This is a genomic window from uncultured Odoribacter sp., assembly GCF_937966165.1.
Lineage (GTDB): Bacteria > Bacteroidota > Bacteroidia > Bacteroidales > Marinifilaceae > Culturomica.
This window is the reverse complement of the sequence record NZ_CALCLB010000013.1, coordinates 78,783-104,678: the sequence shown is the minus strand read 5'-3', so window position 1 is coordinate 104,678 and position 25,896 is coordinate 78,783. Positions and strand designations below refer to the sequence as shown.

General features: G+C 41.2%; 22 protein-coding genes, 1 other RNA gene and 1 riboswitch. Of the genes, 8 read left to right on the top strand and 15 right to left on the bottom strand.

Annotated elements, in window-relative coordinates; genetic code table 11:
• Window positions 1-384: 384 nt before the first annotated feature.
• A complete protein-coding gene (locus tag Q0465_RS06285) occupies window positions 385-1,128 on the bottom strand; it encodes a hypothetical protein (protein WP_298614169.1) in 744 nt (247 codons plus the stop codon).
• A gap of 154 nt (window positions 1,129-1,282) precedes the next feature.
• Between Q0465_RS06285 and Q0465_RS06280 the strand changes: the two genes are divergently transcribed.
• Window positions 1,283-2,467, top strand: a complete 1,185-nt coding sequence (locus Q0465_RS06280) for a porin (protein ID WP_298614167.1) — start codon at window positions 1,283-1,285, stop codon at window positions 2,465-2,467.
• Between the two features lie 228 nt (window positions 2,468-2,695).
• On the opposite strand, the gene Q0465_RS06275 is transcribed toward Q0465_RS06280, so the two are convergent.
• From Q0465_RS06275 to Q0465_RS06245, 7 genes are all read right to left on the bottom strand, one after another.
• Window positions 2,696-3,433, bottom strand: coding sequence for a hypothetical protein (locus tag Q0465_RS06275; protein WP_298614166.1), 738 nt, complete (start codon window positions 3,431-3,433; stop codon window positions 2,696-2,698).
• A 154-nt stretch (window positions 3,434-3,587) separates the two neighbouring features.
• A complete protein-coding gene (locus tag Q0465_RS06270; protein WP_298614164.1) occupies window positions 3,588-4,799 on the bottom strand; it encodes a 6-phosphofructokinase in 1,212 nt (403 codons plus the stop codon).
• A 115-nt stretch (window positions 4,800-4,914) separates the two neighbouring features.
• On the bottom strand, window positions 4,915-6,246 hold the full coding sequence (locus Q0465_RS06265; protein ID WP_298614162.1) for a glucose-6-phosphate isomerase: 1,332 nt from the start codon (window positions 6,244-6,246) through the stop codon (window positions 4,915-4,917).
• 133 nt (window positions 6,247-6,379) lie between these two features.
• Window positions 6,380-6,967, bottom strand: a complete 588-nt coding sequence (locus Q0465_RS06260) for a bifunctional nuclease family protein (protein ID WP_298614160.1) — start codon at window positions 6,965-6,967, stop codon at window positions 6,380-6,382.
• Between the two features lie 91 nt (window positions 6,968-7,058).
• Window positions 7,059-8,285 carry an L-serine ammonia-lyase gene (locus tag Q0465_RS06255; protein WP_298614158.1) on the bottom strand — a complete coding sequence of 409 codons (1,227 nt, stop codon included), beginning with the start codon at window positions 8,283-8,285 and terminating at the stop codon, window positions 7,059-7,061.
• Window positions 8,286-8,363: 78 nt separating this feature from the next.
• An RNA gene (gene rnpB / locus Q0465_RS06250) (RNase P RNA component class A) lies at window positions 8,364-8,721 on the bottom strand.
• Window positions 8,722-8,761: 40 nt separating this feature from the next.
• The gene (locus Q0465_RS06245; protein WP_298614156.1) at window positions 8,762-9,352 is read right to left on the bottom strand and encodes a YqgE/AlgH family protein; all 591 of its coding nucleotides are present in this window, start codon (window positions 9,350-9,352) and stop codon (window positions 8,762-8,764) included.
• A 45-nt stretch (window positions 9,353-9,397) separates the two neighbouring features.
• Here Q0465_RS06245 and Q0465_RS06240 point away from each other — a divergent pair, with 45 nt between their 5' ends.
• From Q0465_RS06240 to Q0465_RS06230, 3 genes are all read left to right on the top strand, one after another.
• Window positions 9,398-9,979: a DUF4294 domain-containing protein gene (locus Q0465_RS06240; protein ID WP_298614154.1), complete on the top strand. Its 582-nt coding sequence runs from the start codon at window positions 9,398-9,400 to the stop codon at window positions 9,977-9,979.
• 97 nt (window positions 9,980-10,076) lie between these two features.
• Window positions 10,077-11,081: a DNA polymerase III subunit delta gene (gene holA, locus Q0465_RS06235; RefSeq protein ID WP_298614152.1), complete on the top strand. Its 1,005-nt coding sequence runs from the start codon at window positions 10,077-10,079 to the stop codon at window positions 11,079-11,081.
• A 65-nt stretch (window positions 11,082-11,146) separates the two neighbouring features.
• Entirely contained in the window at window positions 11,147-11,725 is a 579-nt protein-coding gene (locus Q0465_RS06230) for an HAD family hydrolase (protein ID WP_298614149.1), read from the top strand.
• Here Q0465_RS06230 and Q0465_RS06225 read toward each other — a convergent pair.
• From Q0465_RS06225 to bioD, 3 genes are all read right to left on the bottom strand, one after another.
• Window positions 11,714-12,886: a hypothetical protein gene (locus Q0465_RS06225; RefSeq protein ID WP_298614147.1), complete on the bottom strand. Its 1,173-nt coding sequence runs from the start codon at window positions 12,884-12,886 to the stop codon at window positions 11,714-11,716. The genes Q0465_RS06230 and Q0465_RS06225 overlap by 12 nt on opposite strands.
• 2 nt (window positions 12,887-12,888) lie before the next feature.
• On the bottom strand, window positions 12,889-14,709 hold the full coding sequence (locus Q0465_RS06220; protein WP_298614145.1) for a U32 family peptidase: 1,821 nt from the start codon (window positions 14,707-14,709) through the stop codon (window positions 12,889-12,891).
• 113 nt (window positions 14,710-14,822) lie between these two features.
• Complete coding sequence (gene bioD, locus Q0465_RS06215) at window positions 14,823-15,500, bottom strand: dethiobiotin synthase (protein ID WP_298614143.1); 678 nt, start codon at window positions 15,498-15,500, stop codon at window positions 14,823-14,825.
• Between the two features lie 184 nt (window positions 15,501-15,684).
• On the opposite strand from bioD, the gene Q0465_RS06210 reads away from it, so the two are divergent.
• Complete coding sequence (locus Q0465_RS06210; RefSeq protein ID WP_298614141.1) at window positions 15,685-16,392, top strand: OmpA family protein; 708 nt, start codon at window positions 15,685-15,687, stop codon at window positions 16,390-16,392.
• Window positions 16,393-16,593: 201 nt separating this feature from the next.
• Here the strand turns inward: Q0465_RS06210 and Q0465_RS06205 are convergent, their stop codons facing one another.
• Entirely contained in the window at window positions 16,594-17,502 is a 909-nt protein-coding gene (locus tag Q0465_RS06205; protein WP_298614139.1) for a bifunctional enoyl-CoA hydratase/phosphate acetyltransferase, read from the bottom strand.
• A 285-nt stretch (window positions 17,503-17,787) separates the two neighbouring features.
• Between Q0465_RS06205 and Q0465_RS06200 the strand changes: the two genes are divergently transcribed.
• From Q0465_RS06200 to Q0465_RS06190, 3 genes are all read left to right on the top strand, one after another.
• Window positions 17,788-18,972 carry an MFS transporter gene (locus tag Q0465_RS06200; RefSeq protein WP_298614137.1) on the top strand — a complete coding sequence of 395 codons (1,185 nt, stop codon included), beginning with the start codon at window positions 17,788-17,790 and terminating at the stop codon, window positions 18,970-18,972.
• A gap of 125 nt (window positions 18,973-19,097) precedes the next feature.
• Window positions 19,098-19,193, top strand: a riboswitch (TPP riboswitch).
• A gap of 120 nt (window positions 19,194-19,313) precedes the next feature.
• Window positions 19,314-21,068 carry a phosphomethylpyrimidine synthase ThiC gene (gene thiC, locus Q0465_RS06195; protein ID WP_298614135.1) on the top strand — a complete coding sequence of 585 codons (1,755 nt, stop codon included), beginning with the start codon at window positions 19,314-19,316 and terminating at the stop codon, window positions 21,066-21,068.
• 72 nt (window positions 21,069-21,140) lie between these two features.
• On the top strand, window positions 21,141-23,099 hold the full coding sequence (locus tag Q0465_RS06190) for a thiamine phosphate synthase (RefSeq protein WP_298614133.1): 1,959 nt from the start codon (window positions 21,141-21,143) through the stop codon (window positions 23,097-23,099).
• Window positions 23,100-23,360: 261 nt separating this feature from the next.
• Here Q0465_RS06190 and Q0465_RS06185 read toward each other — a convergent pair whose 3' ends face one another.
• The 3 genes from Q0465_RS06185 to Q0465_RS06175 all read right to left on the bottom strand — a co-directional run bounded on the left by Q0465_RS06185 (window position 23,361) and on the right by Q0465_RS06175 (window position 25,885).
• The gene (locus tag Q0465_RS06185; RefSeq protein ID WP_298614131.1) at window positions 23,361-23,708 is read right to left on the bottom strand and encodes a DUF3795 domain-containing protein; all 348 of its coding nucleotides are present in this window, start codon (window positions 23,706-23,708) and stop codon (window positions 23,361-23,363) included.
• Between the two features lie 251 nt (window positions 23,709-23,959).
• Entirely contained in the window at window positions 23,960-24,505 is a 546-nt protein-coding gene (locus Q0465_RS06180; protein ID WP_298614129.1) for a hypothetical protein, read from the bottom strand.
• A gap of 513 nt (window positions 24,506-25,018) precedes the next feature.
• Window positions 25,019-25,885, bottom strand: coding sequence for a transporter (locus Q0465_RS06175; RefSeq protein WP_367274304.1), 867 nt, complete (start codon window positions 25,883-25,885; stop codon window positions 25,019-25,021).
• Window positions 25,886-25,896: the final 11 nt, after the last annotated feature.

Sequence of the window (25,896 nt, the reverse complement as noted above, 5' to 3'; positions counted from 1 at the left end):
TGCTGACACCATTTTGATCTCTTGAAAAAATCAAATATATTCATAGAAGAAAGAGATTAAACAAATTAGGATTTAAAATATCATCAGAAATAAACTGAATATCTATTTTTTTAAATGACACACAACAAATCCTATTTTACATTTCTAATTTACATTACAAATATATATAAATAATCATTTAATATTTAAAATATATAGATAAATATTCTATTTTTTATATTATGTAACATAATTTATATACCTATATCTACATTCCTCTCTTTAATTGTATATTTTATAATTTTTTTGATCCGGAAATGAGTAAAAATTTAAAAAACAGACTTTAGGTCAGAAAAAAAGCTGCCTGAGTTTTCAGACAGCTTTATCATTCAAAATTCTTTTCCCCTATTCCAGGAAATCGATATTTCCGCTTTTTAATGTAATGATATGCGGTTTACTCTCTAAAATCAAAGTACCTTTCCCGCTGCCATATAAGGCAGCAAAAGCGATTTGTACTTCATCCTCGTCCTGAAGCATATATCCTGTTGTACGCGATACGACCTCTTTCAGTTTATAAGATCCGGAAGTTATTGCTGAATTATAGGGATCCCATTTTACGTAATAATTATTATAGCGGTTGAATCCTCCGCTACTTGCCATTTCTTTCGTCCGGACAGAAAACATCAGACAATATTCATTGGCATTTTCTACAGCCTCCCATTCGGCATAAATAGTTCCGGATTCTAAATTAAACTTTTTCAGCTTCAACTCTCCCAGACTCTTGTCGATATTGAAAGTTAAACTTTGAGAGGCTGTCTCTCCTCCGAGGTTCGTCGCCAGTACCTCATAAGTTCCGTTAGGCATTTTTGAGCTGTATAGGAGAGGAGTCTCCCAAACATTAGTTGCTTTTTTTACAAAAGAACAATTGGAATTTTCTGTACACTGCAATTTTGCACTGGCGATTTCCTGGGAAGAGAAACTGTATATATAAGGTGCATATACAGGAGTTCCCTCCTCAAACTTTTGTAGGAAATACCCAGCTGTGCTAATTGTAAAATTAACCTGATTATCGGATTTAAGACATCCGCTCAATAAAAAAGGTAATGTGGCCAAAAGCAGCCCATACCTAAGCATTTTTAATGTTTTCATACTTATTGTTTTTTCCCGTTTTAAAATTGCACGAATATCTGTATTTTTTTTTAGAGCTACAAGAAAAAAGGTTTTTATGTAACTTTTTTTGCTAGAATAGAGTACAATCCACAGATTTTAAACAGGATTTGAATCATTTATTTAATTTTTAATGATGAAAAAACTATTTTTACTTCTCTCGCTTGTATTTTGTTTTGCTTCAGCTTTTTCACAACATCTAAGCTTTCAGTCCTCCAAAATTGATTCCCTGGATGCAAAAACATTATTCGAGCGCATTACTAAAATCGAAAAGAAAACAGAAAAATTAAATGTATTTTTAAATACGCAAGTAAGTTTCAATGTATATCCAAAGGGAAACAGTACCGAACAGGCTACCTTTAAAATGGACCAGCTTCGTTTGGAAATCAAAGGTAATATTAACCGGTGGATCTTTTACCGCTACCGGCAGCGTCTCAACCGGAGCAACAATCCCGAAGCTTTGGACAATCTGCCGAACTCCATCGATTATGCAGCCATCGGATTTCAGGTCACGGAAAAATTTTCCATTTTTGCCGGGAAAGAATCGGTCGTTTTCGGAGGAATGGAATTCGATCTGAACCCGATCGAAGTCTATGAATACTGCGATCTCCTTGCCAATATGCATAGTTTTCAAACGGGGGTAGATTTCTCTTATTGGATTACGGATAACCATGAACTTCAGTTTCAAGTTGTCAATTCCCGGAACGGTTCTTTCGAAGATATGTTTGGAAGAACCGATTCCACGGTTAAAGCTGCTAAAACCCCTCTAGGCTACACCCTGAACTGGAATGGAAGTTTCTGGGAAAATACGGTACGTACCCGTTGGTCCGCTTCTGTATTCCACGATGCAACCAATAAGAATATGTATTATTATGCTCTCGGGACGGAATTAAACCTCCATCGCTTTCATATGTATTTCGATTTTATGCTGTCAAAAGAAGAGTTGGATAGAAAAGGCATTATTTCCCGTCTTGCTTATGCTGCCGGTTTTACAAACAGAGCAGAAGACGTACGTTATATGGCCTTAGTTGCCCATTTCAATTACCGGATTCGTCCGAAATTAAACGTATTCCTTAAAGGAATGTACGAAACAGCTTCCGTTACCCGCGCCAACGAAGAGTATGCAAAAGGGAAATACAGTACAACCTGGGGATATATAGGAGGTATAGAATATTATCCCATGCGGGAAAATTTACATTTTTTCCTCACCTATGTAGGACGATCTTACGACTATACACAATGCGCCCGCAATTTCGGGGCTTCCAATACGAATCCACAACGCATTTCTTTAGGGATAATTTATCAAATTCCTATATTTTAAATTTTTCACGGGCTCTGAAGTCCTTGTATCTTCCAGAAACGCTGCTCAACATAACAACCGGATACATAGCGATAAATACCGTGTCATCCGGAAAACAAAAAGCGTATGTACATTCGATCTTCGTCTGCATACGCTTTTTAAAGAATTGATATGAAATTTACCCTATATCCTCTATCAAATAATCGGGAAACCGTCAAGCAATAAGTGCCCTTCCTGAAAAATCCCTGTTTATTCGGGAATACTGGGTTCTTCTTGCGTTTTTATCTTTATATAAAGAGGAGTACTTTCCAGCATTAATGTTCCCTGATCCCCTTCGTAACCAGCTACAATAGCTAATTTCAACGGAGTCCCTGCGATAAGCTCCAAGCCATCCAGACAAATCTCTCCCTGGGTTATCCCTTGCTGATCTCTATCGTGCCAATAAACATATCTGTTATTAATCCGGTAATAATTATTTTGCGAAGATTGTATGGAATACATTAAATAATATGCATTCGCATTTTCAACAGGCAACCACCTGGCTTTAACCGTATTGGTTTGGGAGTTGTATACAAATTCTTCCACTATTAAATTTCCCAGTTGCTTATCAATCCGGATGGAAGGATTGTGAAAGGCTGTCTGTCCCTCGCTATTGGCGGCAGTAATCCGGTAGACGCCTTGCGGTATATCCGTGCTGAACTCACTATCTGTCATTTTTGTCTCATAAGCATTGATACCCGTTTTTACCATATTCAGAGAAGTTGGCCCATTGACTTCTGCAGAGACTAAATCCCCGATTGGATTATAAATTCCCACATATAATCCGAATTTAGCTTCTGTTGAAGCTATACTCTCACTATTTTTTTGTAAAACGTAAATGTCCACGTTATAATCAAAAGGATTGTCTTTTGACTTCAGACATCCGCTTACAAGAAAAGGCAGCAGCACTACAACCCATAAATTTTTAAAATAAGCAAATCTTTTCATTCTGAATTGTTTTAAAATTAAAATTTTTCCCAATTTTTATCGATTGCGAAGATCAGCATTTTTTTTGAATCCTGCAAGGAAAACATACTTAGACCATTACATTTTAAAGAATTCCATACGTGAAAATATTAAAGTTCCCGCCTATTCGGAATTTTTATTTCATGATGTGATCCCATTCGAAATATTCCGGGAGGGGAAGATAATTTTTAGCCTTTTCCCGATCGGCTTGCGTGAGGTAATAAATCATTTCGGAAAAAGTACTTTTTACTTCTTCTCTCTGCATATTAACCAGGCGTGGAGGAATTTTCCCGTTTTCATCTTCTACCTCCTGCAAATAAACAGGTATCACATTCTGATGTACATCTACAGCCACCATACATCCGGTACAACCTGCCTCAAAGAGTTTTTTCACGCCTATTCCTAAAGTCGTACAATACGTCAGGTCGAATCCGCAAGGATCTGCACAACGGAGGGAATATCCTACTTCTACCGGACGGCTGATAATCTCCAGACCATATTTTTTCAGGCACTTCCGGACAATTTTATTTAAAATATAGGCTTTTCCTACATCACTGAGTTCCGGATGCCCGTGTGCATCCCGTTCGAAAACAATGCCGGAAGCCGCCATATCCTCTTCATTCAGAAAATGGAAAATTCCTTCACTCATGACAACAACTCCCGATTTCTGACCGAGAATACGCCTCTTTATCATAGCGGAAATAATTAACCGGATTACCTTCTCCAAGGTAATCTCTTTTCCCCCGAACATTTCCGGAATAATAATCATGGCACTCTGTATTCCTTTTCCAATTTCATAAGCCAGATGACCGGCTTCCCGGCCCATAGACATCAGCAAATACCAGTTTTGAGTAGTTGCCGCTTCCGCTTTTACAACCTTGGCGATGTTTATCCCCATTTCTTTTGCCGACATAAATCCAAAAGTGGGTACACCTTCCGGTAAAGGCAAATCGTTGTCTATCGTTTTAGGTACATGAATATTTTGTATGGGAACATTGTTTTCCGACAAATATTTTGCCAACCGGTTGGCCGTAGAAGCCGTATCGTCTCCTCCTATTGTAACTAATAATTCTACCTCATAGCGCAAAAAAAAGGAACAGGAAAAATCTTTTTCTTCCGGTTTATAACGACTCATTCTGATCAGGGAGCCTCCCCGGGTATAAATCTGGTCGGCTTTCTCAAAGGTCAGCTCTTCCATTTCCGGATGGTCTGCACATAAACCTTTATACCCTTCATGTATGCCTAAAACCCGGTAACCGACCTTTAAAAATACTTTGGTAACCGTAGCAACTACGGTATTGATGCCGGGAGCAGGTCCTCCCCCGCATAAAATAGCTATTGATTTCATTTTTCAATTTATTGAGGTGTGTTGAGTTATCCCTTCTTCCATTTCGGGGACAAAAATAAAAAAATCCCCTAAGCTGTGAAAAAGCTTAAGGGATTTTCCGGAAGAAACCGCACCTCTATTTCAGCCGGGCTTTTATGGCTTTAGAAGCCTCTTCATAACCCGGTTTGTCCAATAAGGCAAACATATTATTTTTATATGCTTCCACTCCGGGCTGATCAAATGGATTTACACCGGACAGGCAACCGGAAATCCCGCAAGCCAGCTCAAAGAAATAAAACAACTGTCCGATAAATTCAGCTGTCAGTTCCGGTAAACAAATCAACATATTGGGCACTCCTCCGTCCACATGCGCCAGTCTCGTTCCCAATTCTGCCATTTTATTTACTTCATCTACCCGTTTCCCTGCCAGAAAATTCAATTTATCCAGGTTTGCTTCATCAGCAGGTATATTTACCTGATAATGCGGTTTTTCCACCGAGATGACCGTTTCCATCATCATGCGCGGACCCTGCTGGATATATTGTCCCATAGAATGCAGATCGGTCGTAAAATCAACTCCGGCCGGAAATATCCCCTTGTGATCTTTTCCTTCACTTTCCCCGTATAATTGTTTCCACCATTCTATAATATAATGTAATTTGGGATTAAAATTCGCCAATAATTCTATTTTATAGCCTTTCCGCTGCAAAACCGTCCGCGTAGCAGCATATTCGATCGCCGGATTGATCTCATTCTCCATGCAAAGTTTTCTCATCTCAGCAGCTCCTTTCACCAAAGCCCCGATATCAAATCCTGCAATGGCAATCGGCAATAATCCTACAGGAGTCAGTACGGAAAAACGTCCCCCTACATTATCCGGAATAATAAAAGATTTATATCCTTCCTGGTCTGCCAATGTACGAAGAGCTCCCTTCCGGGCATCTGTAATGGCTACAATCCGTTTGCCGGCTTCGGCTTTCCCAACCTTCTTCTCCAGCATTTCTTTCAGTAAACGAAAAGCGATTGCCGGTTCTGTCGTCGTACCGGATTTGGAAATAACACAAATACCGAATTCCTTATCCTCCAAATACTTCAACAACTCATAATAATAATCTTCTCCTATATTGTGACCTGCAAAAATGATTTTCATATCTGCTTTTCCAAAGTTGTGAAAACTTCCGGATAAAGCTTCTATCACAGCCCTGGCTCCCAGGTAAGAACCACCGATGCCAATTACGACAACAACTTCTGTACGCGATCGTAAAACGCGGGCCGTCTCTTCGATATCTTTTAATTCTCCAACTGTAATCTGCTCCGGCAGATCCAGCCAACCCAAAAAATCATTTCCTTTACAATTTCCATCTTTCAGGCTTTGTAAAGCTTTTCCGGCTTCTGGAAATAACGCACTTATTTCTTCTTTTTTGACAAAATTACAGGCAGGACTGTAATCAAATTTAATACTGTTCATAAGCTATATATTTACAATTAATGTACACCTATCGTTTTTCCTTTAACCACTTTCTGCAGTCCTTTTAAAATGCCTCTAAAAATGGATATTCATCTCCCCATTTTATTGCATACACATAAAGAAAAACGAATTTCTATTTTTTTCTCGCTTTTAATAAATCCCTGAATTTGGACGCCTGTTCGTAATCTTCATTCCGAATAGCTTCATTCATCAGTTTGGTTAATTCCTGTATCGTATATTCTTTAAATTGATTTTCTTCAACATTTACAACCCCCGTATGTATTTCTCCCTGTTGCTGTTCTCTCACATCCTGGTTTACTAAAATTCCGGCTTTCTCAATAATTTCGGGAGTTGTGTATACAGGCGCTCCATAACGTAAGGCTAAGGCGACAGCATCGGAAGTTCTGGAATCGATTTTTACAATACGCATAGGAGTCTCAAAATAAAGTTCAGAATAAAATATACCTGCGTCCAGACGATAGATCAACACTTCTTTGAGGCTAACTTCCAGACTATCCGTCAAGGATTTGATCAGATCATGTGTCAGAGGCCGCTGGGGTTGTAATTTCTCCAGCTGGATGGCAATTGATTGAGCTTCTGGCATTCCAATTACAATAGGGATCCGGTGCAAATCCGCTTCATCTGACAGTATCAGTGCGTAAGCGCCGGTTTGTGACATACTGTAGGATAATCCCAATACTTTCAACCTGATTCGATCCATAATCCGTAAACCGTTAAATTTCAAATGCTGCTGTCCCAATAGCATTGTAAAAAGATTAACGACATCTGTCTGTTTTAGTTTCAATAATCAGTTACATATTATCATTAAAATTACATTTCATACGTTTCAGGCACACGCTGGCTAACCCTCCCAGACTGGTTTCCCGGTATTTTGCCTGCATATCCTTTCCGGTTTCCATCATGGTTTTTACGACATCATCAAAAGTAACCATATGTCTTCCGTCTGAAAACAATGCATAAATGGCACATTCCCTGGCTTTCTGTGCGACAAAGGCGTTGCGTTCAATACAAGGAATCTGTACATACCCGCATACCGGATCACATGTCAATCCCAGATTGTGTTCAAATCCCATTTCTGCAGCATATTCGACCTGACGGGGCGTTCCTCCGAGCACTTGCGTAGCTGCCCCGGCAGCCATCGCACAGGCAGTCCCCAATTCTCCCTGACATCCCACCTCTGCCCCCGAAATAGATCCGTTACTCTTTACGACATTCCCTATCAATCCAGCTGTAGCCAATCCCCGGATTAGGCGATGGTCGGTCATGCCCTGATCGTGCTTTAAAAAGTACATCACGGCAGGGACCACTCCGGAAGCCCCACATGTGGGAGCTGTCGTCACCCGTCCGCCTCCCGCATTTTCCTCTGAGGTAGCCAAAGCTGCCGCAAACAGCATTCCCATCGGACGGGAAGAACCTGCCGATTGCATGGCTTTGATATTATAAGAACTCGCTTTACGGGCCAATTTTAAAGTACCGGGCAATACTCCTTCGTTCTCCAGACCGTTTTTAATGGTCTGCTGCATCTGCGCCCATACTTCTGCCAGATAATCGAAAATATCAGCTGACTCATGAGCCGCTACATAATCCACCAGAGTGCAGCCTTCTCTCTTACACCAATCCAATACTTCCCCCATGGTGGTAACCGGATAAATTTCTTCCGAATCAAAAGTCCCCTCAGCATCCCATAAAGCTCCTCCTCCCACACTATACACTTCCCATTTATCCGTCACTTTTTCATCGACAATACACTCAAAAACCATTCCATTGGGATGCCGCGGTAAAGTAAGGTCCGGTCTCCAGACAATTTCCGTATCTTCAGGCCTGCCAATAACTTTATTTATAACGGTATCTGTACCATGTCCCTTCCCGGTTAAAGCCAAACTACCGTATAAAGTAATCCGGTACTTATCGGCTTCCGGATGCTTGCTTTTAAAAAAATCAGCTGCCTGGCTAGGTCCCATGGTATGACTGGAAGAAGGACCATATCCCATTCTGAAAATCTCACGTATTGATTTCATTTTTTAATTTAAATCGTAACACCTATTTATTTAATGATGAAACATACAAGAAACCTGGTTTCATCTCTTTTCAAACAAAAAAATAGCAGGTCTGTAAGCCGGGTTCTGTCCCTTTCGGTTTCTATCATTTATCTAGTCTACAGATCACTCTGCAGCTCAAGCGACCTACCCCCCGACTCAGCCGGGAAAGCTTAAAACGTCGGTATACATGGTCTTGCAACCCGTGAGACGTACGGCTGCTCCGGTCACCCGGAACACCGGTGGGCTCTTACCCCACCTTTTCACCCTTATTCCGGACTTTTCTCATTCCGAAACGGTTCTTTTCTGTTACGTTGAATATGCCTTCACAGACATCTTCCCGTTAAGAAGCACGGTTCCCTGTGTTGCCCGGACTTTCCTCTCTCCTTTTCAGGACAGCGATAGAACGACCTGCTATTTAACTTTTTAAATACAAAACAACTTTCGGATTCCTCTCCTCAGTTCATAATCGGGTCTTCCGGAAAATTTGCCCATATTTTATATCTTCCTCCCAAATCCGACATCGATTTTTCCCATAATTCAGCCCAAGGTAACTGAAAAAGGCGGTCACGCCCCATATTGCCCACCATCCATGAATTCTCCTCCAGTTCTTTCTTCAATTGTCCGGATTCCCATCCGCTATAACCGGCAAAAAAACGGATTTCCTGAGGAGAAATCTGCCCTTCCTTCAGGAAACGGGTAAGCTCCCCGAAATCTCCGCCCCAATAAATTCCGTCAGCAATAGGCAAAGCATCCGGAAGCTCCGGATGGGTATGCAAATAATACAACTGATTTTGCTCTACCGGTCCTCCCAAGTATACCGGGAATTCTAATCCTTTCAGCTCTCCAACCAAATCCGAAGTGGTATAAGACATCGGTTTATTCAAGACAAATCCGATACTCCCTTTCCCGTCGTGTTCTACAATATAAACGACAGAACGGGAAAAATACCGGCCTTCCAGAAAAGGTTCGGCAATTAAGATATCCCCTACCGCAATATTTTTACGGTTAGGCTTTATTTTAAATAAATCCTGAAACTGTTCGTCCACAAATATTCGTATTTTTACCTGTCAAAAATAGCAAATTATTTTGGTATGGTAAGAATAATCTGCGGCATACTTTTATCTTTCTTTTATACAAACGCCTTAGATGCACAGGAACATCTTCTCCCAGCTACTGTAACCGAAGGTGATACCTTGCCTCATGTGTATTTGCAGGAAATAAAAGTCGAAGGCAAAAATCTTTACAAACGAAAATATAAACGTGCCGGACGACGCCGGACCCGATTGGAATATAATGTGAAAAAAGTATATCCCTACGCCCGGATAGCTGCACGGCAAATTCAACAAATCGACCGGCAGATCGGGCAGGTAAAAGACCGGTCAAAACGCAAAGAAATTATCAAAAAAGAATACAAAACCCTGATGAAAGCGTTCAAGCAACCTTTAATGAAACTTACGATCACCCAAGGGCGTATTTTAGTGAGGTTAATCTACCGGGAAACAAATAACAGCGCTTTCGCACATATCAAAGAATATAAAGGAAGTGTAAATGCCTATTTCTGGCAATCCCTTGCACTTTTATTCGGAAATAATCTGAAAGCCGATTATGAACCGTATGGAAAAGACCGCGAAATAGAGGAAATTGTTAAAAGAATTGAAAGGGGAGAATTATAAAATCCCTTTCAGCAAAGGGGAATTAAGGCAAAAAGAATAAAAAGAAAACAAAGAAATTCCTAACTCTTTATTATTTTTGTCAGAAATACGGAAAGACATGACATTTGAGGAAATCGTAAAAGACCTGAAAGCCGGTAAATATAAACCTCTTTATTTCCTGAATGGAGAAGAGCCTTTTTTTATAGACCAGATTACAGATCTGGTGGAAAGGGATGCCCTTACTGAAGACGAAAAGGCCTTTAACCAAATGGTTATGTACGGGAATGAAGTCAACATGACCACTATTACAGATACGGCCAGGCGTTTCCCGGTCATGGCACAACGGCAGGTGATAATCGTCCGGGAAGCACAGAATATAAGAGACTTCGACAATCTCCTCCCCTATATAGATCACTTGCAAATGTCTACTGTTTTATTATTTGCATACAAAAATAAAAAAGCAGACAAACGAAGAAATGTATTTAAAAAGTTATCCGCATCCCCTCATTGTATCTGGCTTGATTCCAATAAATTATATGAAAATAAAATTCCGGACTGGATCATGGGGTATTGCCAGTCAACCCATCACTCCATTACCCCTAAAGCAGCCGGTATTTTAGCAGAAAGTTTGGGTAATGATCTCAGCCGGATCGCCAATGAGATTGATAAACTTGCATTAGCTTCAGAAGGAGAAATCGACGAAATCCTCGTAGAAGAAAATACTGGTATCAGTAAAGACTTCAATACCTTTGAACTACAGGCTGCCATTATCCGCAAAGATTTTGTAAAGGCAAACCGTATCGCAAATTATTTTCAGGCTAACCCTAGAAACAATCCTCTCGTATTAACGGTAGCAATGCTCTTTAAATACTTTCTGAACTTATTGACCTATCACTACCAGAAGAAAGCAACGCCTAACGTACAGGAAATGGCCCGTATTTTAGGTATCAATGCTTTTTTTATGAAAGATTATACAGAAGGAGCCAAAGCCTATAATGCAGTCAAATGCGCTGCAATCATATCTTTATTAAGAGAATACGATATGAAATCAAAAGGCGTTGGAAATGCAGGTACATCAGAAGGAGAATTGCTAAAAGAACTGATTTTTAAAATTATGCATTAAATCTTTTGGGTATTTTTTAGAGGACTGAGGAATAAAACAGAATAAGTATATAAAATTCGGGAATTATGATGAAAAAAAAGGGTTCAGTTACTCCTATGCCTCAACAACCCCTTCACAAGGCAGTCTTTTTTAATAGGGATGGAACAATCATTAACAATGAAAATCAACATTATATTTATCGTGTAGAAAATGTTGTTTTTAATGAAGGGATTATAGAAGGGCTCAGAAAACTTCAGCAAGCCGGATATCTGCTTTTTATCGTCACAAATCAAGGCGGGATTGCAAAAGGAATTTACACACATGAAGATGTAAAAAAGGTACATGATTATATACGTCATTCCCTGGCAGAAAAAGGTATTACAATCAGTGAAATATACTATTGTCCCCACCACGAAAGCATAAAAACCTGCGTATGCCGGAAACCTTCCCCTTATATGATCAATATGGCTATAGAAGATTTTCATATTGACCGGGGTGCTTCTTATATGATCGGAAATAATATCCGGGATATAAAAGCCGCAGATGCTGCCGGCATAAAACCGGTCAAGATTCATAAGAATCAAAGTATCCTACCCGCTGTGAATAAAATAGCAGGCACTACCCGGAAACACATCAATATGAATCTGGATGAATCAGAATTCTAAAGGAGCAGCATCTGTCAGTTGGATTTCTGCCGTGAACCGGGTAGCTCTTTCCACAGGAGTCAGGCCGGCATAGCCGCTTTTTATTTTTCCGGCTTCCAAACGGAGGGGAAAATCACGGGTTAACCGGAACTGCCTTTGCCAGGCAGCTTCGGCAGCCGGCAAATAGGAAAGAGTAAATACACCTTCTGAAGTATTCTGTATGTAACGTTGCGATAAAAACAATGCCAGAATTCCCATGGTATAACGCAGATTAATTTCTACGCAAGGATGTATCTTATATTTTCCTTCCCGGTTTTTATAAATCATCATATCTACTCCAAAATACCCTTCATAAAAAGCTCCGATGTGAGTTTCCATAAGTACAGTAACAGACTGCTTCAACCCGGCAAAACAAGTTTCACCTGTATAAGAAATGAGCTTTTTCTCTATTTTTTTCTGGTCTCCGATGTAATTTCCCCTGTAATCCCCGTTTTTCCCGGAATAAAAAAGAGACAAACCCAGAAACCGGACATTTCCCCCTGCCGCATAAAACTCCATGGCGAAATCACATTCTTTATCCAAATATTCTTCCAGCATAATGTACCCTTGCCGGTCCAATATCCCTCCGATCCATTCCCGGTTTTTTGCATTTAAATCTCCTCCCGGAATTTTTAATAATCCTTTACCCGAAGACGACCAGGGAGCTTTTACCAAATAATCTTTTCCGTTTTGTAAATTAGCTGAAATTTCTTGCAAAGAGGAACAAACAACAGGAAGAATATGAGTTTCTATAAAAGGGAGCGTGCCTTGTAAATGCATTAAACAACTCCGGGCCATTTTCCGGCTGTATTTCTCCTTGTATTCCGGTCTCCATTTATCAGGCTGCAACAATGCCGCAACCCTGGGATTCCATCCCCAAGGCTCAGGTTTTAAACAGGAAGGAATCTCTTCCGATTGGGTAATGATAGCGGGATTCAGATTGAAAATTTTCAGTTGTGTTTCCAGAAAATTCGGCGACGGCCGCTGTTTCATCCAGACAGCATCTCCCTGCTCAGAGAAATAAGCCGGTAAATAAGCCAGTTCATGCGCCATTCTGACGATATTGGCCGGTGGCGTATAATAAGGGCTTCCATTGGCTATCGCCATTTCTGTATCCGGATTGAAATAATACAGCTTCCCCATCTTCAGCTTTCCTCTGCAGATAAAATTTTCATAAAACATTCTTTACAATCGAATTCCAGCCGGAACCGGTATTTATCATTACACAGGTAAAGGGGAAAATCCAGTTCTTTAGAAGAATGTTGCTTGCGGCAATATCCCATTTCATATAACAGACAATAACGGGTATGCATCAATTCTCTTCCCTTAGCAGCTCCGGTAAGTTCAAAACCTGCTTCCACATCTGTAGCACCATGTTCCCGGTAAAAGGCTTCTGCCTTTTGATTGACGACATTATTCTGCCAGCAGATGTGAGGAAAATAAGGTAGCTGGCGGTCGAGAGGCTGCATCCGTACAACCGTCCTGCGTTTTTCCCGGGCCTCTGACAACCGGTTCAGTAAAAAACGACGAAATTCATTGATTTGTCCGGACGGGATAAAAATAACCTCTTCCCCTTCATAATATACCGACCGGCATACAAAATCTGTATCCCCGCACTTTCTCAACTGCTGTTCTATCCGTTCCTTTTGTCCGGGCCGTTCTGCCCGTTTAAAATACCCCTCCGGTTTAAAATCAACGGCAATACCATCCTCATCTTCCGCATATAATTCAATGTGTCCGTTTATTACTTTTATCCGCAGGATAATTTCAATTTTTCTTACCGATTTCGACTTTTCAATCTGTGTAGCGAACTGATGGTCGTAATTCCGGTAAATCACTGTTCCCGGAAGGATATGCAACATTTCATTACAAATGATCTTCTCTCCTTCTACCCGGTTTACCCGCAGTCCTTCCAGTCCTTTTTGACCCAGGTAACAAAGTCCGTCCCCGTTATGCAATTTTTCTTCCGTACAGATCCACAATTCATTATTATATGCTTTTTTAACTTTTCCCAAGAGTTTCCCCCAAGATTTCGGACTTTCCATATTTACCAGACCTTTTTGTCGTCCCCGGGCAAAATAATCCGTAAATCCCCTGTTAAAACTCCGTTCCGGATCCGCCTTAAAACCCGGTATTACTTTTCCGGAAGAAAGTCGCCCGATCGAATTATTTTTTATTTCCAACTGATTGTTTATAAGCGAATTGTAGTAATTTACAGTATTTGCCACATAATTCGCATCCTTCAGGCGACCTTCTATTTTAAAAGAATCCACTCCGATACGAATTAAATCGTTTATATAAGCTGACATATTTAAATCCTTCAGGGACAACAAATACTTGTCCTGCAACCATACTTTATCCGAATGATCCTTCAGGGTCCATTTCATGCGGCATGCCTGTGCACATTCCCCCCGGTTGGCAGAGCGCCCGAAAAGGTGTTGGGAGAGATAGCATTGACCACTTAAACTCACACACAATGCCCCGTGTATAAATACTTCCAGTTCTGCTTTCACTTCTTTCCGAATAGACGTGATTTCCTTCAAAGACAATTCCCGGGCCAGGACAATTCTCTGAAACCCGAGCCGGTCCAGAAATTTTATCTTTTCCAGTTCATAGTTATGCATCTGAGTACTCGCATGAAGGGAAATGGGGGGCAAATCCAGTTGCAGTAATCCCATGTCCTGAATAATTAACGCATCTACTCCGATTCCGTACAATCCCCGCACCAAGCGCTCCGCTTCAGCCAGTTCCGAATCGTATATAATCGTATTTAAAGTAACGTATACTTTACTATAAAAACGATGGGCATACCGGACGAAAGCCTCAATATCTTTCAGAGAGTTACCGGCCTCCTTTCGGGCCCCAAAAGCAGAAGCTCCGATATATACGGCATCTGCCCCGTTGTCAATAGCAACTCTTCCGATAGCATAATCCCGGGCCGGAGCCAAGAGTTCAATTTTTCTCATGCGTCTTACTTTTTTCCATTTCCTCTCTTTTCGTTTTTCAATATCAATCCTCCGGTGAAAAAATGTTCCGGTATTGCAAAAGCAGTAAACAGATAAAAACCGGGGTTTACGCCTTATCCTTTACTCACCGTAATAGGGAGCTCCGGCCATTGATTTCCTTTTACAACCGGCATTTCCCACAACTCACAAAGAGGAAAATATTTTTCAATATAATTCCGGATCACTTTTATAGAGTCCTCTTTTATCCACTCACTATCATTGGGAAAATCATTGTAAATAACGTGACTGACCTGAATCCCCCTCAACCGGCATAATTCCAGACTCATCAACGTATGATTTATACTGCCCAATTTAGAGGAAGACACTAAAATCAGAGGGTAACCCTGTTCCTGTATATAGTCTATCGTCAGATAATCCCGCGTCACAGGTACATATAATCCTCCCGCTCCTTCCAACAATACTACCTCATATTTCCGGAGTAATTTTTCGGTAGCCTTTTGAATCACCTCTTTATCCAAACGGACCTTATCTATTTCCGCAGCCAGATGGGGGGAGGCCGGGTAGGTCATGACGTAGGGGCAGGTTGTCCCCTCTTTATCCGCTTCTACCGGTTCAATTCCCATGATTTCCCTGTGTTTCAGAATATCTTCCGAAATACCTTTACATCCTGTCTGAATAAATTTCTGAGTAATTACATTTACTCCCTTTTGTCTCAGAGTACGGGCAATGACCCCTGTCACAACTGATTTTCCCGTATCCGTATCAATACCGCTCACAAAATATACAGCCATATTTAATATAATTTAGATTTCTTTTATTTAAATGAATCGTATACCTTACTACCTTATGGGAGACCTTTTAAATCCGTTCTCTCCTTTTATGCTGACAAAATTATAAAATTCGCTCAGAATCCATTCACCTTTGCCAGATAGTTCTTAATTTTGTGTATATACTAAACAACTAAACTAAAACGAAATGAAAACAGGAAAATTATTTGTAGCATTATTGATGAGTGGAAGCATTATCCTTTCAGGCACTTTTTTAGGTGGATGTGCCAGTATGAGTAATACAGGCAAGGGAGCAGTAATTGGTGCAGGAGGAGGAGGAGCCTTGGGAGCCGGAATCGGAGCATTGGCAGGTAAAGGCAAAGGGGCAGCCATAGGTGCGGCTGTAGGAGCAGCAGTAGGTGCCGGTACAGGAGCACTGATTGGCCGGAGAATGGATAAACAAAAAAAAGAACTGGAAGCCATTAAAGAAGCCAAAGTAGAAACCGTTACGGACGTAAACAACCTGCAAGCCATAAAAGTAACCTTTGATAACGGTATCTTATTCGACACCAACAAAAGTGAATTAAGTCCTGCAGCCCGGACCGCTTTGACAAAATTCGCTGCTTCTCTGAAAGATTCTCCGGATACGGACATTACAATTTACGGACATACTGATAATACCGGAAGCCGGGAAGTGAATGAAAGAATATCCAAAGAAAGAGCCGAAGCCGTTGCTAATTTTTTAGTAGGCAATGGCATCAGCCGTTCCCGTATCAAAACAGAAGGCCTGGCTTTTGATCAGCCTGTAGCTGACAACAGTACAGCAGAAGGCAGGGCTTTAAACCGCCGGGTTGAAATATACATCACCGCCAATAAAGACATGATTCAAAAAGCAGAAAACGGAACGCTTAACTAATTCCTTGCAAGAGCCGGAAAAACTTTTACGGATATAACACTTTATACAGGATTGTGACTCATTTTGCAATTCCCTTGCTTACTGAACCAGCGGTACCATTAAAGAATCAATTCGTTCCATTCTGCAGCGAAACATTCGTCCGTTTCCGTAAAGAAGCAGCAATTCATCCCAAAAGTGTTTTCCGGCTATTTTATACAAATTTTATGCTAATAAAGCAGCCAAAGCTATCGAATTCAATTTCGTCTCTACACTGTCTCCCCGGGAAGATAATACGCTGGGAACCTTAGCCCCAACCAGTATGGCCCCCTGATCAGACTTACAGATTTTGGTATTGGTTTTGTAAAATACATTTCCCGCTTCCAGATTGGGAAATACCAAACAGTCGGCATCTCCTGCCACTACTGAACGTACTTTTTTGATTTGGGCTGCTTCCTTATCTATGGCCACATCCAAAGCCATAGGACCATCGACAATGATGGAATTACAAATCTGTCCCCTCTCTGCCATTTTTGACAAAATAGCAGCGTCTACAGTCGATTGTATTTTAGGTAATACCTGTTCCGTAGGAGCAATCATGGCTACCTTCGGACAATCAACCCCCAGTGCCTTGGCCGTCAGCGTAACATATTTGATCATCGCAATTTTCTGATTCAAATCCGGTAAAGGAATAACAGCAACATCACTGATTACCAATAATTTATGATAAGAGGGACATTCCATAACAGTGACATGGGACAAAATCGTATTAGGCTCCACCAGGCCCTTTTCCTTGTTTAAAATGGCTCTCATATATTTATCCGTGCTCACCAATCCCTTCATAATAATGTCGGCTTTCCCTTCCCTCACTAATGCTACTGCTTTCTGGGCTCCCTTGATATCGACAGGCTCGTGCACGATTTCAAAACACGACAGATCATATCCTTGTTCTTTACACACCTTGGTTATTTCCTTCTCATCCCCCACTAAAGTAGCTTCTATCAAGCCCATCTTTACAGCTGCATGTACTGCTTCAATAGAATGACTGTCGTTCGCATAAGCCACAGCCAGACGTTTTTTACGCACATCCTTTTTAAGTGATTCGTAAATATCACTGATTTTTTCGATTCTCATTGTATAAACAGGTAATTAGTTGTAATCTGTAACAAAAATATATGATTTTATTTAAAACAAAAACTTTATTGCACAAATTCTTATATTTTGTGCATTTCCACAATTATCGTGCCATTCTTTATTTCATTTACAAAATTCACGGATTTATTATAAATACACGTGAAGGCATCATCCAGTCATATTTAAGACGTTAGTTTAGAGGAACAACTCCTTGAAAGCCGAACATTGGAATCCGGTTAAAGCGTAAATCAAAAATTAATTATACCTTTGTCCGTCTGATGAATTATGGAGCCTTCTGTATCTTTCAAAAAAAATATAATAGCCCTTTATTTTATAAAGGTATCGAAATGGTTTACCCTGGTAATGCCAATCATCGTTCTATTTTACGAAGAAAACGGATTGGGATTGAAGGATATTTTTTTACTGAAGAGTGTTTACTCCATTGCGGTGGTTGCTTTTGAAATTCCTGCCGGTTACCTGGCCGATGTATGGGGGCGCAAAAATACATTACTCGTCGGATGCAGTTTAGCGTTCGGAGGTTTTCTCTGTTATTCTTTTTCTTATACCCTGGGAGCTTTTTTTCTGGCCGAAGTATTTTTAGGTATCGGACAGAGTCTGGTTTCCGGTGCTGATTCCGCCTTGCTATACGACACGATGTTACATCACCGCAAAGAAGAGGAATATTTAAAATACGAAGGCCGGGTGACCATGATCGGAAATTTTTCGGAAGCTGCTGCCGGTATCGTAAGTGGTTTTTTAGCCATCTCTTCCCTGCGTATGCCTTTTTATTGCCAAACTTTTATCGCTTTTATTGGTATCCCGGCAGCTCTGACTCTGAAGGAATATTCGGTACGTACCAAAGTGATACATCCGTTAAAAAATATCCTCTATATCATCCGCTATTCTCTGATTACCAATAAAAGTCTCTGTTATGACATTATGTTTTCAGGAATTATCGGGGCAGCTACGCTGACGATGGCCTGGTTTGTACAACCGATACTGATCGCCATAGATACCCCCACGACCTGGTACGGCATTATCTGGACGGTATTAAATCTTACAGTAGGGGTAGCCGCTCTTTATTCCGACAATTTAAACCGTCGGTTCGGAGAAAACAAAACCTATCTTTTTATTCTCTTATTCATTGCTGGCGGGTATGTCGCCGTTTCCTTCAATATCAGCTATCCGGGTTTAGGCCTGTTGTTCCTGTTTTATGTGGTCAGGGGATTTGCTACGCCCATACTGAAAGGATATATCAATAAACAGACTTTTTCCGAAATGCGGGCGACAGTACTTTCCATCCGGAATTTTATCATCCGTCTTCTGTTTGCAGCCATGGCTCCCTTTATCGGTTGGCTAAGCGATGCCTATTCTTTAGCTGTAGCCTTGCAGGTTACGGCGGCTATCGTTTTTTTTCCGGGTTTACTATTTTTAATCCTTCAATGGAAAAAACAAATTAAAAAACAGTAGGCAAAAGATTTAAAATTCAATAACAGCTGTATATCCGGAATGACAGGTGAAATATAAATTTTAAAAATTCTCATTCAATTTTTTTCTGCATTTTCTTTTTTTTCATATATTTCATATACCTTTGTAAACAGAATAAGGGGTGCCTTAATACGACGGGCTGAGATTATACCCTATAACCTGATCCGGGTAATGCCGGCGGAGGTAAATAGAATACTTCTTACCGTTTTACACTTCCTTTTTCACTGATAATGTATAATAGCGGATCTGCTTCCGAATGCCTCTATTTCTAATCAATTTATAGAATATTCGGTTGTGAAAGGATTCTAAACATTTACTTCAATATGCAAGAATTTACAGTCACCTCCGGTGCTTTACCCGGTTCCGAAAAGATCTATGTAAAAGGAAAATTATTCAATATCCGGGTTCCCATGAGGAAAATTTCACTGTCCGATACGCTGGAAGCAGACGGGAACCGGATAGCCAACGAACCCGTCGTAGTATATGATACTTCAGGCCCTTATACAGACCCTGCTTACCGGGTAGACTTGCGTAAAGGGCTGCCCCGGACCCGGGAGGAATGGATAGCAGCCAGAAACGATACTGAAAAACTGCAGGGCTTGAGTTCCGAATACGGAAGAATGCGGCAGGCAGATGCTTCCCTGGATTCCCTTCGTTTTGAACACGTCAATCTTTATCCCCGTGTTGCCCGCCAGGGCAAAAGTGTTACCCAAATGTATTATGCCCGCCAGGGAAAGATTACCCCGGAGATGGAATACATTGCTATCCGGGAAAATCAACTCATTGATCAGATTGCTGAAAACTATAAAAAAGAAACAGGAAATCCGCTGGGTGCCTTTATTCCCTCTTATGTCACCCCTGAATTTGTACGGCAGGAAGTGGCAGCCGGACGGGCCATTATTCCGGCTAATATCAATCATCCGGAAAGCGAACCCATGATCATCGGACGCAATTTTCTGGTGAAAATAAATGCCAATATCGGTAATTCCCCGGTCACATCCACTATTGCCGAAGAAGTAGAAAAGGCTGTGTGGGCATTCCGCTGGGGAGCCGATACAATTATGGACCTCTCCACAGGTGCCAATATCCACGAAACCCGGGAATGGATTATCCGGAATTCTCCCGTACCGGTAGGCACTGTTCCCCTCTATCAAACCCTGGAAAAAGTAAACGGTGATATCACCCGCCTGAATTGGGAACTCTTCCGGGACACCCTCATTGAACAGGCGGAACAGGGAGTAGATTATTTTACAATTCACGCCGGGCTCCGCTGGAAAGATATTCCTCTTACTTTAAACCGGCTTACCGGTATTGTATCCCGGGGGGGATCCATTATGGCACACTGGTGTACCACTTTTAAACGGGAGAGTTTTCTATATGAACATTTTGAGGAAATCTGTGAGATTCTGGCCCGGTATGATGTAGCCATCTCCCTGGGAGACGGATTGAGGCCGGGTTGTATTGCCGACGCCAATGACGAAGCCCAGATCGATGAGTTGAAAACGCTGGGAGAACTGGCAGAAATTGCTCATACTTATAATGTCCAAGCTATTATTGAAGGACCGGGGCATGTCCCTATGCACAAAATCCGGGAAAATATGGAATTACAAATGAAATACTGCCACGATGCTCCCTTCTATACGCTCGGCCCTTTGGTCACCGATATCGCTCCGGGATACGATCATATTACCTCCGCCATTGGCGGAGCCATGATTGGATGGTATGGTACCGCCATGTTATGCTATGTAACTCCGAAAGAACACCTGGGACTCCCCGACCGGGAAGACGTAAAAGAAGGAGTCATCACATTTAAATTGGCTGCACATGCAGCCGACCTGGCAAAAGGACAACCCGCAGCTGCTTACCGGGATTATGCCATGAGTAAGGCCCGCTTCGAATTCCGCTGGAAAGATCAGTTTCACCTGGCGCTGGATTCCGAAAAAGCACTTCGTTTCCACGATGAAACCTTACCGGAAGAAGGACATAAAAATGCCCATTTCTGTTCCATGTGCGGAGCCCATTTCTGCTCCATGCAAGCCAGTCAAAAACTGAGGAAAAAATTAAACACTCCCATCTAAATCTGATCCCTCAGAAAAAACGAAGAAATTTTGTTTTTTCTGAGCATACATTGGATTCTTTTTAACTGAAAGATGCTGACAGTTTTGATCACTTCCCCCCTTCCCGTTTTCGAAGAAACGGCAATCTGTAATCTTCTGTTCGATTACGGGCTGGATATCCTCCATCTGCGTAAACCCGGAGCAGACAAGGCAGTATTTGAACACTTTATTCAAAAAATCCGTCCTCACTACAGAAACCGTATCGTCATCCACGATTTTTATGAGTTGGCAACCACATATCAGTTACGGGGTATACATTTGAAGTATAATCAGAAAAATGATATTGTGAAATACAAAAAATTTTCACATATCAGTATCTCCTGTCACACCCTTTCAGAAATAAAGACACTTCCTTTCGGAGTGACTTATTGTTTTTTAAGTCCCATTTTCGACAGTCTTTCTAAACCGGATTATTGCAGCCCTTTCCGGCATATACCCCATATTACAGAAGCAAAATTACCGGTACCGGTAATTGCACTGGGGGGCATTACTCCCGACAAAATAAGCTCCTGTCAAAGAGCGGGATTTGCAGGGATTGCAGTATTGGGCTATATCTGGAACTGTCCGGAAGCAGCTTTTATGCGTTTCAGACGTTTGAAGACTCCGGTTGTATTCAGTATAGCAGGTTTTGATCCCAGCGGAGGAGCAGGTATAGCAGCCGACCTCAAAACATTTGAAAATTGCGGCGTTTACGGACGTGGCATATTATCTGCCCTGACTTTTCAAAATGAAAGAGAATATCAGGCCACTGCCTCTTTTCGTTTGGAAGATATCATTTCTCAACTTGAACTACAATTCCGGTATGCAATCCCTCACTATATCAAATTAGGCCTGCTGCCCGATAAGGAAATCCTTTTTTCCCTGACCGATTATCTGATTCAAAAAGTTCCGGATATAAAAATTATATGGGACCCGATTCTCCGGTCTTCTTCCGGATTTTCTTTTCATGCTTCTCTCCTTTTGCCGGAACGTTTTTTAAGACAGCTCTACCTCATTACTCCCAATACCGATGAATTGAAACAGTTATTCAGCAAAAATCCTGAAATTTCAGCATTACAGGAAATCTGTAAATACTACCGTTTCCATTTGTTATGGAAAGGGGGACATAATGCAGAAGCCGTCTCTGTAGACCGGTTAATCAGTCCGGATGCCGTACATTGTTTTACTGTAGAAAGAAATATGTATCAAAAACACGGGACAGGTTGTGTATTATCATCAGCCATTACGGCTTATTTAGCGCAAGGCTATTCTTTAGCGGAAGCCTGCCGGAAAGCACAGGTATACGTTTCCCGTTTAATGGATTCGAATGACAGCCTGCTAGGTTATCATTTTCCGGCTCCTTTGAACAAAAAACCGCTGGTAGCGGATCTTCACCTGCAATATATTACGGATTACAAAGAAGGCCGGACCATCTGTGAACAAGTGGAAGCCGTCTGCCGCGGAGGCATCCGGTGGATACAATTACGGATGAAAAAAAGCAATCGTACTGAAATTTTGCAGGTCGGCCGGCTTGTCAGGGAAATATGCAGCTATTACAAGGCTCTCTTTATTGTCAACGATCATGTGGACATCGCCCGTCAGTTGGAGGCGGACGGTGTTCATCTGGGGCTGGAAGACATGGACCCGAAAGAAGCCCGTAAGATATTGGGAAGCGATAAGATTATAGGTGCGACCTGTAATACGATTGAAGATGTACGGCTAAGAGCCACTCAGGGAGTCGACTACATCGGTTTAGGCCCTTACCGGTATACGACTACCAAACAAAAATTAAGTCCCGTACTGGGATTAAACGGCTATAAGGAAATTTTAAACTCTATGTCTCAGCAAAAAATATCCCTGCCCGTATTTGCCATCGGCGGAATCACGGACACCGATTTCATCCCCCTTATGCATACCGGAATACAAGGGATAGCCCTCTCCGGCCTGATTAAAAATAATCCGGATATGGAGCAAAAAGTCCGGGAAATAAACAAAATACTGGAAGGCATCTGATCATTCAGGACCCAAGCTCCGTCTTTTTAACATTTTCGGTGCTGTACTTTGTCCGTTTGAATTTCATATCCTGTCTATTGGGATTGACACACCCGTCTCCTTTCCGCTCAAATTCAGTTGTATAAAGATCGCTGAAAAAGCAGGATTGTCATTAAATTGTTCTGTACCACAGAAACGATTCCTGTCCGTCACACTTGCAAATACAAAATACGGTATTCAAAATACAAAACACTTTCCTTTTAAACAGAGAGTCCCGGGGCATCAGATCGTTTTTGAAGACAGCAGATTCTCTTTTGCAGCGGAATTATGCTGAAAAATAGCACCTACCAGCCGGCAACTATCCAATTCATTACAGTCACCGCAGGTAGTAAACCCTTTTTCAGCGATACATCTGCGGATTTCACAATAATCGCTGCAATATGCAAATTTCACTCCCTCTGAACGGCAACCCATACAATTTATGGTTGCTGCTGTAATCTCCGCTGTATTGTTCATCACACTCCACTTTCGGGCCGTTTTTTCTCTTAATTCGTTGTCATTTGCGACAGTAGCTATGCGGGCATCGCAATTCTCACAATCCAATCCGCAACAGGCAATCAATTGTTTCATCACTGATTTATAATTATTAAGTTTCTGCTTTGTTCAGTTATTCAAAAATCGCCCCTTTTACAAAATCCTCCAAAGATATCTGGTTTTGTATGCAACAATCCGCAGGACAGTATGGAAATTGAAAGACGATTAAATCCTCCCTGGCACTCCGAGGAAAGACTGTTATTTCCCTGCTGTTTTCCTATAATTCATACATTTCTCAGTGTTCCTCCCATAAGCCAGTAAAGCTGTTGTTGCCACATCAGCTTTTTCTAAGCAATTTGCTCAATACGGCTCTTCTGACACAAGGGATATGTTGCAATAAAAGGTTCTATTTTCTGTTTCATTTCGGCATAAGAATTTCCATAAAAATAGAGAGCTGTGTATATATTTCCTTCCCAATAACTATATAATCTCCCGATTCCTTGCATTGCCAGTTCCATTTGTTCCACCACATAATTGATATCACAAGTTTTGTATACCTCCTCAGGCAATTCCGTACCATTGGTGTAAAAAGCCAATCCCTCCAATGTTCCTACCTCTATTTTCAATGCCGGCTCAATTCTTAACAAGGCAGAACCTTTGGGAATACCCAACTGTTTGAGCACATCCACCAAATAATTTATATTGTCCTGCTTATCCTCATTCAAATGGATATCGATATCACAAGATACGATTTCTCCATCAGGATTCAGAGCCGTTCCTCCTCCTGACACTTCTCCTATTTGCTCCTTTTTAAGTATTTCCTGAATTACGTCTTCTAATTCAAACCGGTGCATCGGTCGTAAACGTGAATTTAAATGTAATGTTAATTCCATAGTTTTTGTGTTTTATTGATATTATAACATTAGGCATCTGTAATTTTTACTGTTATTTTTTATTTTTATACCGCAATGCTACGGTTATCCGACATTTCCGTTCAACATCCCGTTCCAGTCTTTCATCGCTTTTATAGTGCACTGATAATAGCAAAAACCCCACAGAATCATCCAGTATAGCAGCACAGCAGTTATCTTAAACAGCAGGCTTTTCTGCGGAGTATTCCTACATTTTCCAATGAAGCGGAAAAGAAATAAAAGTATACCCCATAATCCAACTGTCAGCACACCGCACCTAAAGGAAATATACGCTACGTTAAAGCCTATGTCAAAATCCGGGCAAAGTAGTTACATAGTAAGATACAATACATAATCCTACCCCTAGAGAAATTACGGCAAGCAAAGCGTTTTCATATTTTTTATATCGCATTTTCTTTTATTTCTTGTGTTTCAGCAAAACAGTTCCCCCTGAAACAGCCCTGAAAAGGCAAAACAGATTAAAACAATAATTATCTATAATTGATTTTTCACCTTATTCCTTCTCTTTTTCCACAACTGCCATGAGTTGATAAGGTTCTGCCACAATACATAAGCTGCAGGACCAACTGCTGCTGCCGGACACAAATAAATCTGAGCCATCCAGATAGCTAAAATAGTATTTTTTTGTCCCAATCCCTGTCCCCCGGCTATGGTATTCCCGTATCGTTTACCCAGTCGCCGGCCCAGTCCGAACTGAAATACACACACAAGCAGAGCCAATAAAGCCAAGATTATTTCTGTCCGATAATGGGGATTTTCCTGTGCCAGCAAAAAACTGACTGTACGCGCAGTTACAATAGTCAGGGCCAGGGACCACATATAAAAAGCAACTATTTGTACCGACAGTAACCAGCGATGAATCCGGGGCAAGGTATACTGAACTACCCATGCTCCCAATAAAGGCAATATCAATAAAGGCATAACCTGCCGGCAAACATAACCGAAAGACGTCCAAAAAGGCAAACCGCTGTTTGTACCTAAAAAAGAAAAAATAACGGGAGCCGCTAAAGCCACAGCAATGTTACTGAGAAAAACAAAACTCGCCAAAAAAGCTACATTTCCCCCCAGCATACCCGTAATTACAGCCGCTGCTGTCGCTGTCGGTGCCACCACACAAATTAATATTCCCTGCGCAATCTCTTCATTGAAAGGAGCAATCAAACCGTATAACAATAAACTTCCTCCCAACTGAATTAAAATTAGCCAAATATACAAACCCGAAAATTTTATATTCCGGGGAGATATCTTGCAAAACGTCAGAAATAACATGCAAAATATCAATGTGGGCGTTAAAAATGACAATATATTTATATACGAATGAAATAATGCTCCCGTCAACATAGCGACCGGGA

Coding starts and splice junctions, on each gene's coding strand:
- Q0465_RS06265 (WP_298614162.1), bottom strand. CDS start 6,246: ATGAACAGTATTAAATTTGATTACAGTCCTGCCTGTAATTTTGTCAAA.
- Q0465_RS06240 (WP_298614154.1), top strand. CDS start 9,398: ATGGTAAGAATAATCTGCGGCATACTTTTATCTTTCTTTTATACAAAC.
- Q0465_RS06225 (WP_298614147.1), bottom strand. CDS start 12,886: ATGGGGAAGCTGTATTATTTCAATCCGGATACAGAAATGGCGATAGCC.
- thiC (WP_298614135.1), top strand. CDS start 19,314: ATGCAAGAATTTACAGTCACCTCCGGTGCTTTACCCGGTTCCGAAAAG.
- Q0465_RS06175 (WP_367274304.1), bottom strand. CDS start 25,885: ATGTTGACGGGAGCATTATTTCATTCGTATATAAATATATTGTCATTT.
- Q0465_RS06230 (WP_298614149.1), top strand. CDS start 11,147: ATGATGAAAAAAAAGGGTTCAGTTACTCCTATGCCTCAACAACCCCTT.
- Q0465_RS06255 (WP_298614158.1), bottom strand. CDS start 8,285: ATGAAATCAATACGTGAGATTTTCAGAATGGGATATGGTCCTTCTTCC.
- Q0465_RS06280 (WP_298614167.1), top strand. CDS start 1,283: ATGAAAAAACTATTTTTACTTCTCTCGCTTGTATTTTGTTTTGCTTCA.
- holA (WP_298614152.1), top strand. CDS start 10,077: ATGACATTTGAGGAAATCGTAAAAGACCTGAAAGCCGGTAAATATAAA.
- Q0465_RS06180 (WP_298614129.1), bottom strand. CDS start 24,505: ATGGAATTAACATTACATTTAAATTCACGTTTACGACCGATGCACCGG.
- Q0465_RS06210 (WP_298614141.1), top strand. CDS start 15,685: ATGAAAACAGGAAAATTATTTGTAGCATTATTGATGAGTGGAAGCATT.
- Q0465_RS06185 (WP_298614131.1), bottom strand. CDS start 23,708: ATGAAACAATTGATTGCCTGTTGCGGATTGGATTGTGAGAATTGCGAT.
- Q0465_RS06270 (WP_298614164.1), bottom strand. CDS start 4,799: ATGAAATCAATAGCTATTTTATGCGGGGGAGGACCTGCTCCCGGCATC.
- Q0465_RS06200 (WP_298614137.1), top strand. CDS start 17,788: ATGGAGCCTTCTGTATCTTTCAAAAAAAATATAATAGCCCTTTATTTT.
- bioD (WP_298614143.1), bottom strand. CDS start 15,500: ATGGCTGTATATTTTGTGAGCGGTATTGATACGGATACGGGAAAATCA.
- Q0465_RS06275 (WP_298614166.1), bottom strand. CDS start 3,433: ATGAAAAGATTTGCTTATTTTAAAAATTTATGGGTTGTAGTGCTGCTG.
- Q0465_RS06260 (WP_298614160.1), bottom strand. CDS start 6,967: ATGGATCGAATCAGGTTGAAAGTATTGGGATTATCCTACAGTATGTCA.
- Q0465_RS06190 (WP_298614133.1), top strand. CDS start 21,141: ATGCTGACAGTTTTGATCACTTCCCCCCTTCCCGTTTTCGAAGAAACG.
- Q0465_RS06285 (WP_298614169.1), bottom strand. CDS start 1,128: ATGAAAACATTAAAAATGCTTAGGTATGGGCTGCTTTTGGCCACATTA.
- Q0465_RS06205 (WP_298614139.1), bottom strand. CDS start 17,502: ATGAGAATCGAAAAAATCAGTGATATTTACGAATCACTTAAAAAGGAT.
- Q0465_RS06220 (WP_298614145.1), bottom strand. CDS start 14,709: ATGAGAAAAATTGAACTCTTGGCTCCGGCCCGGGATTATGCTATCGGA.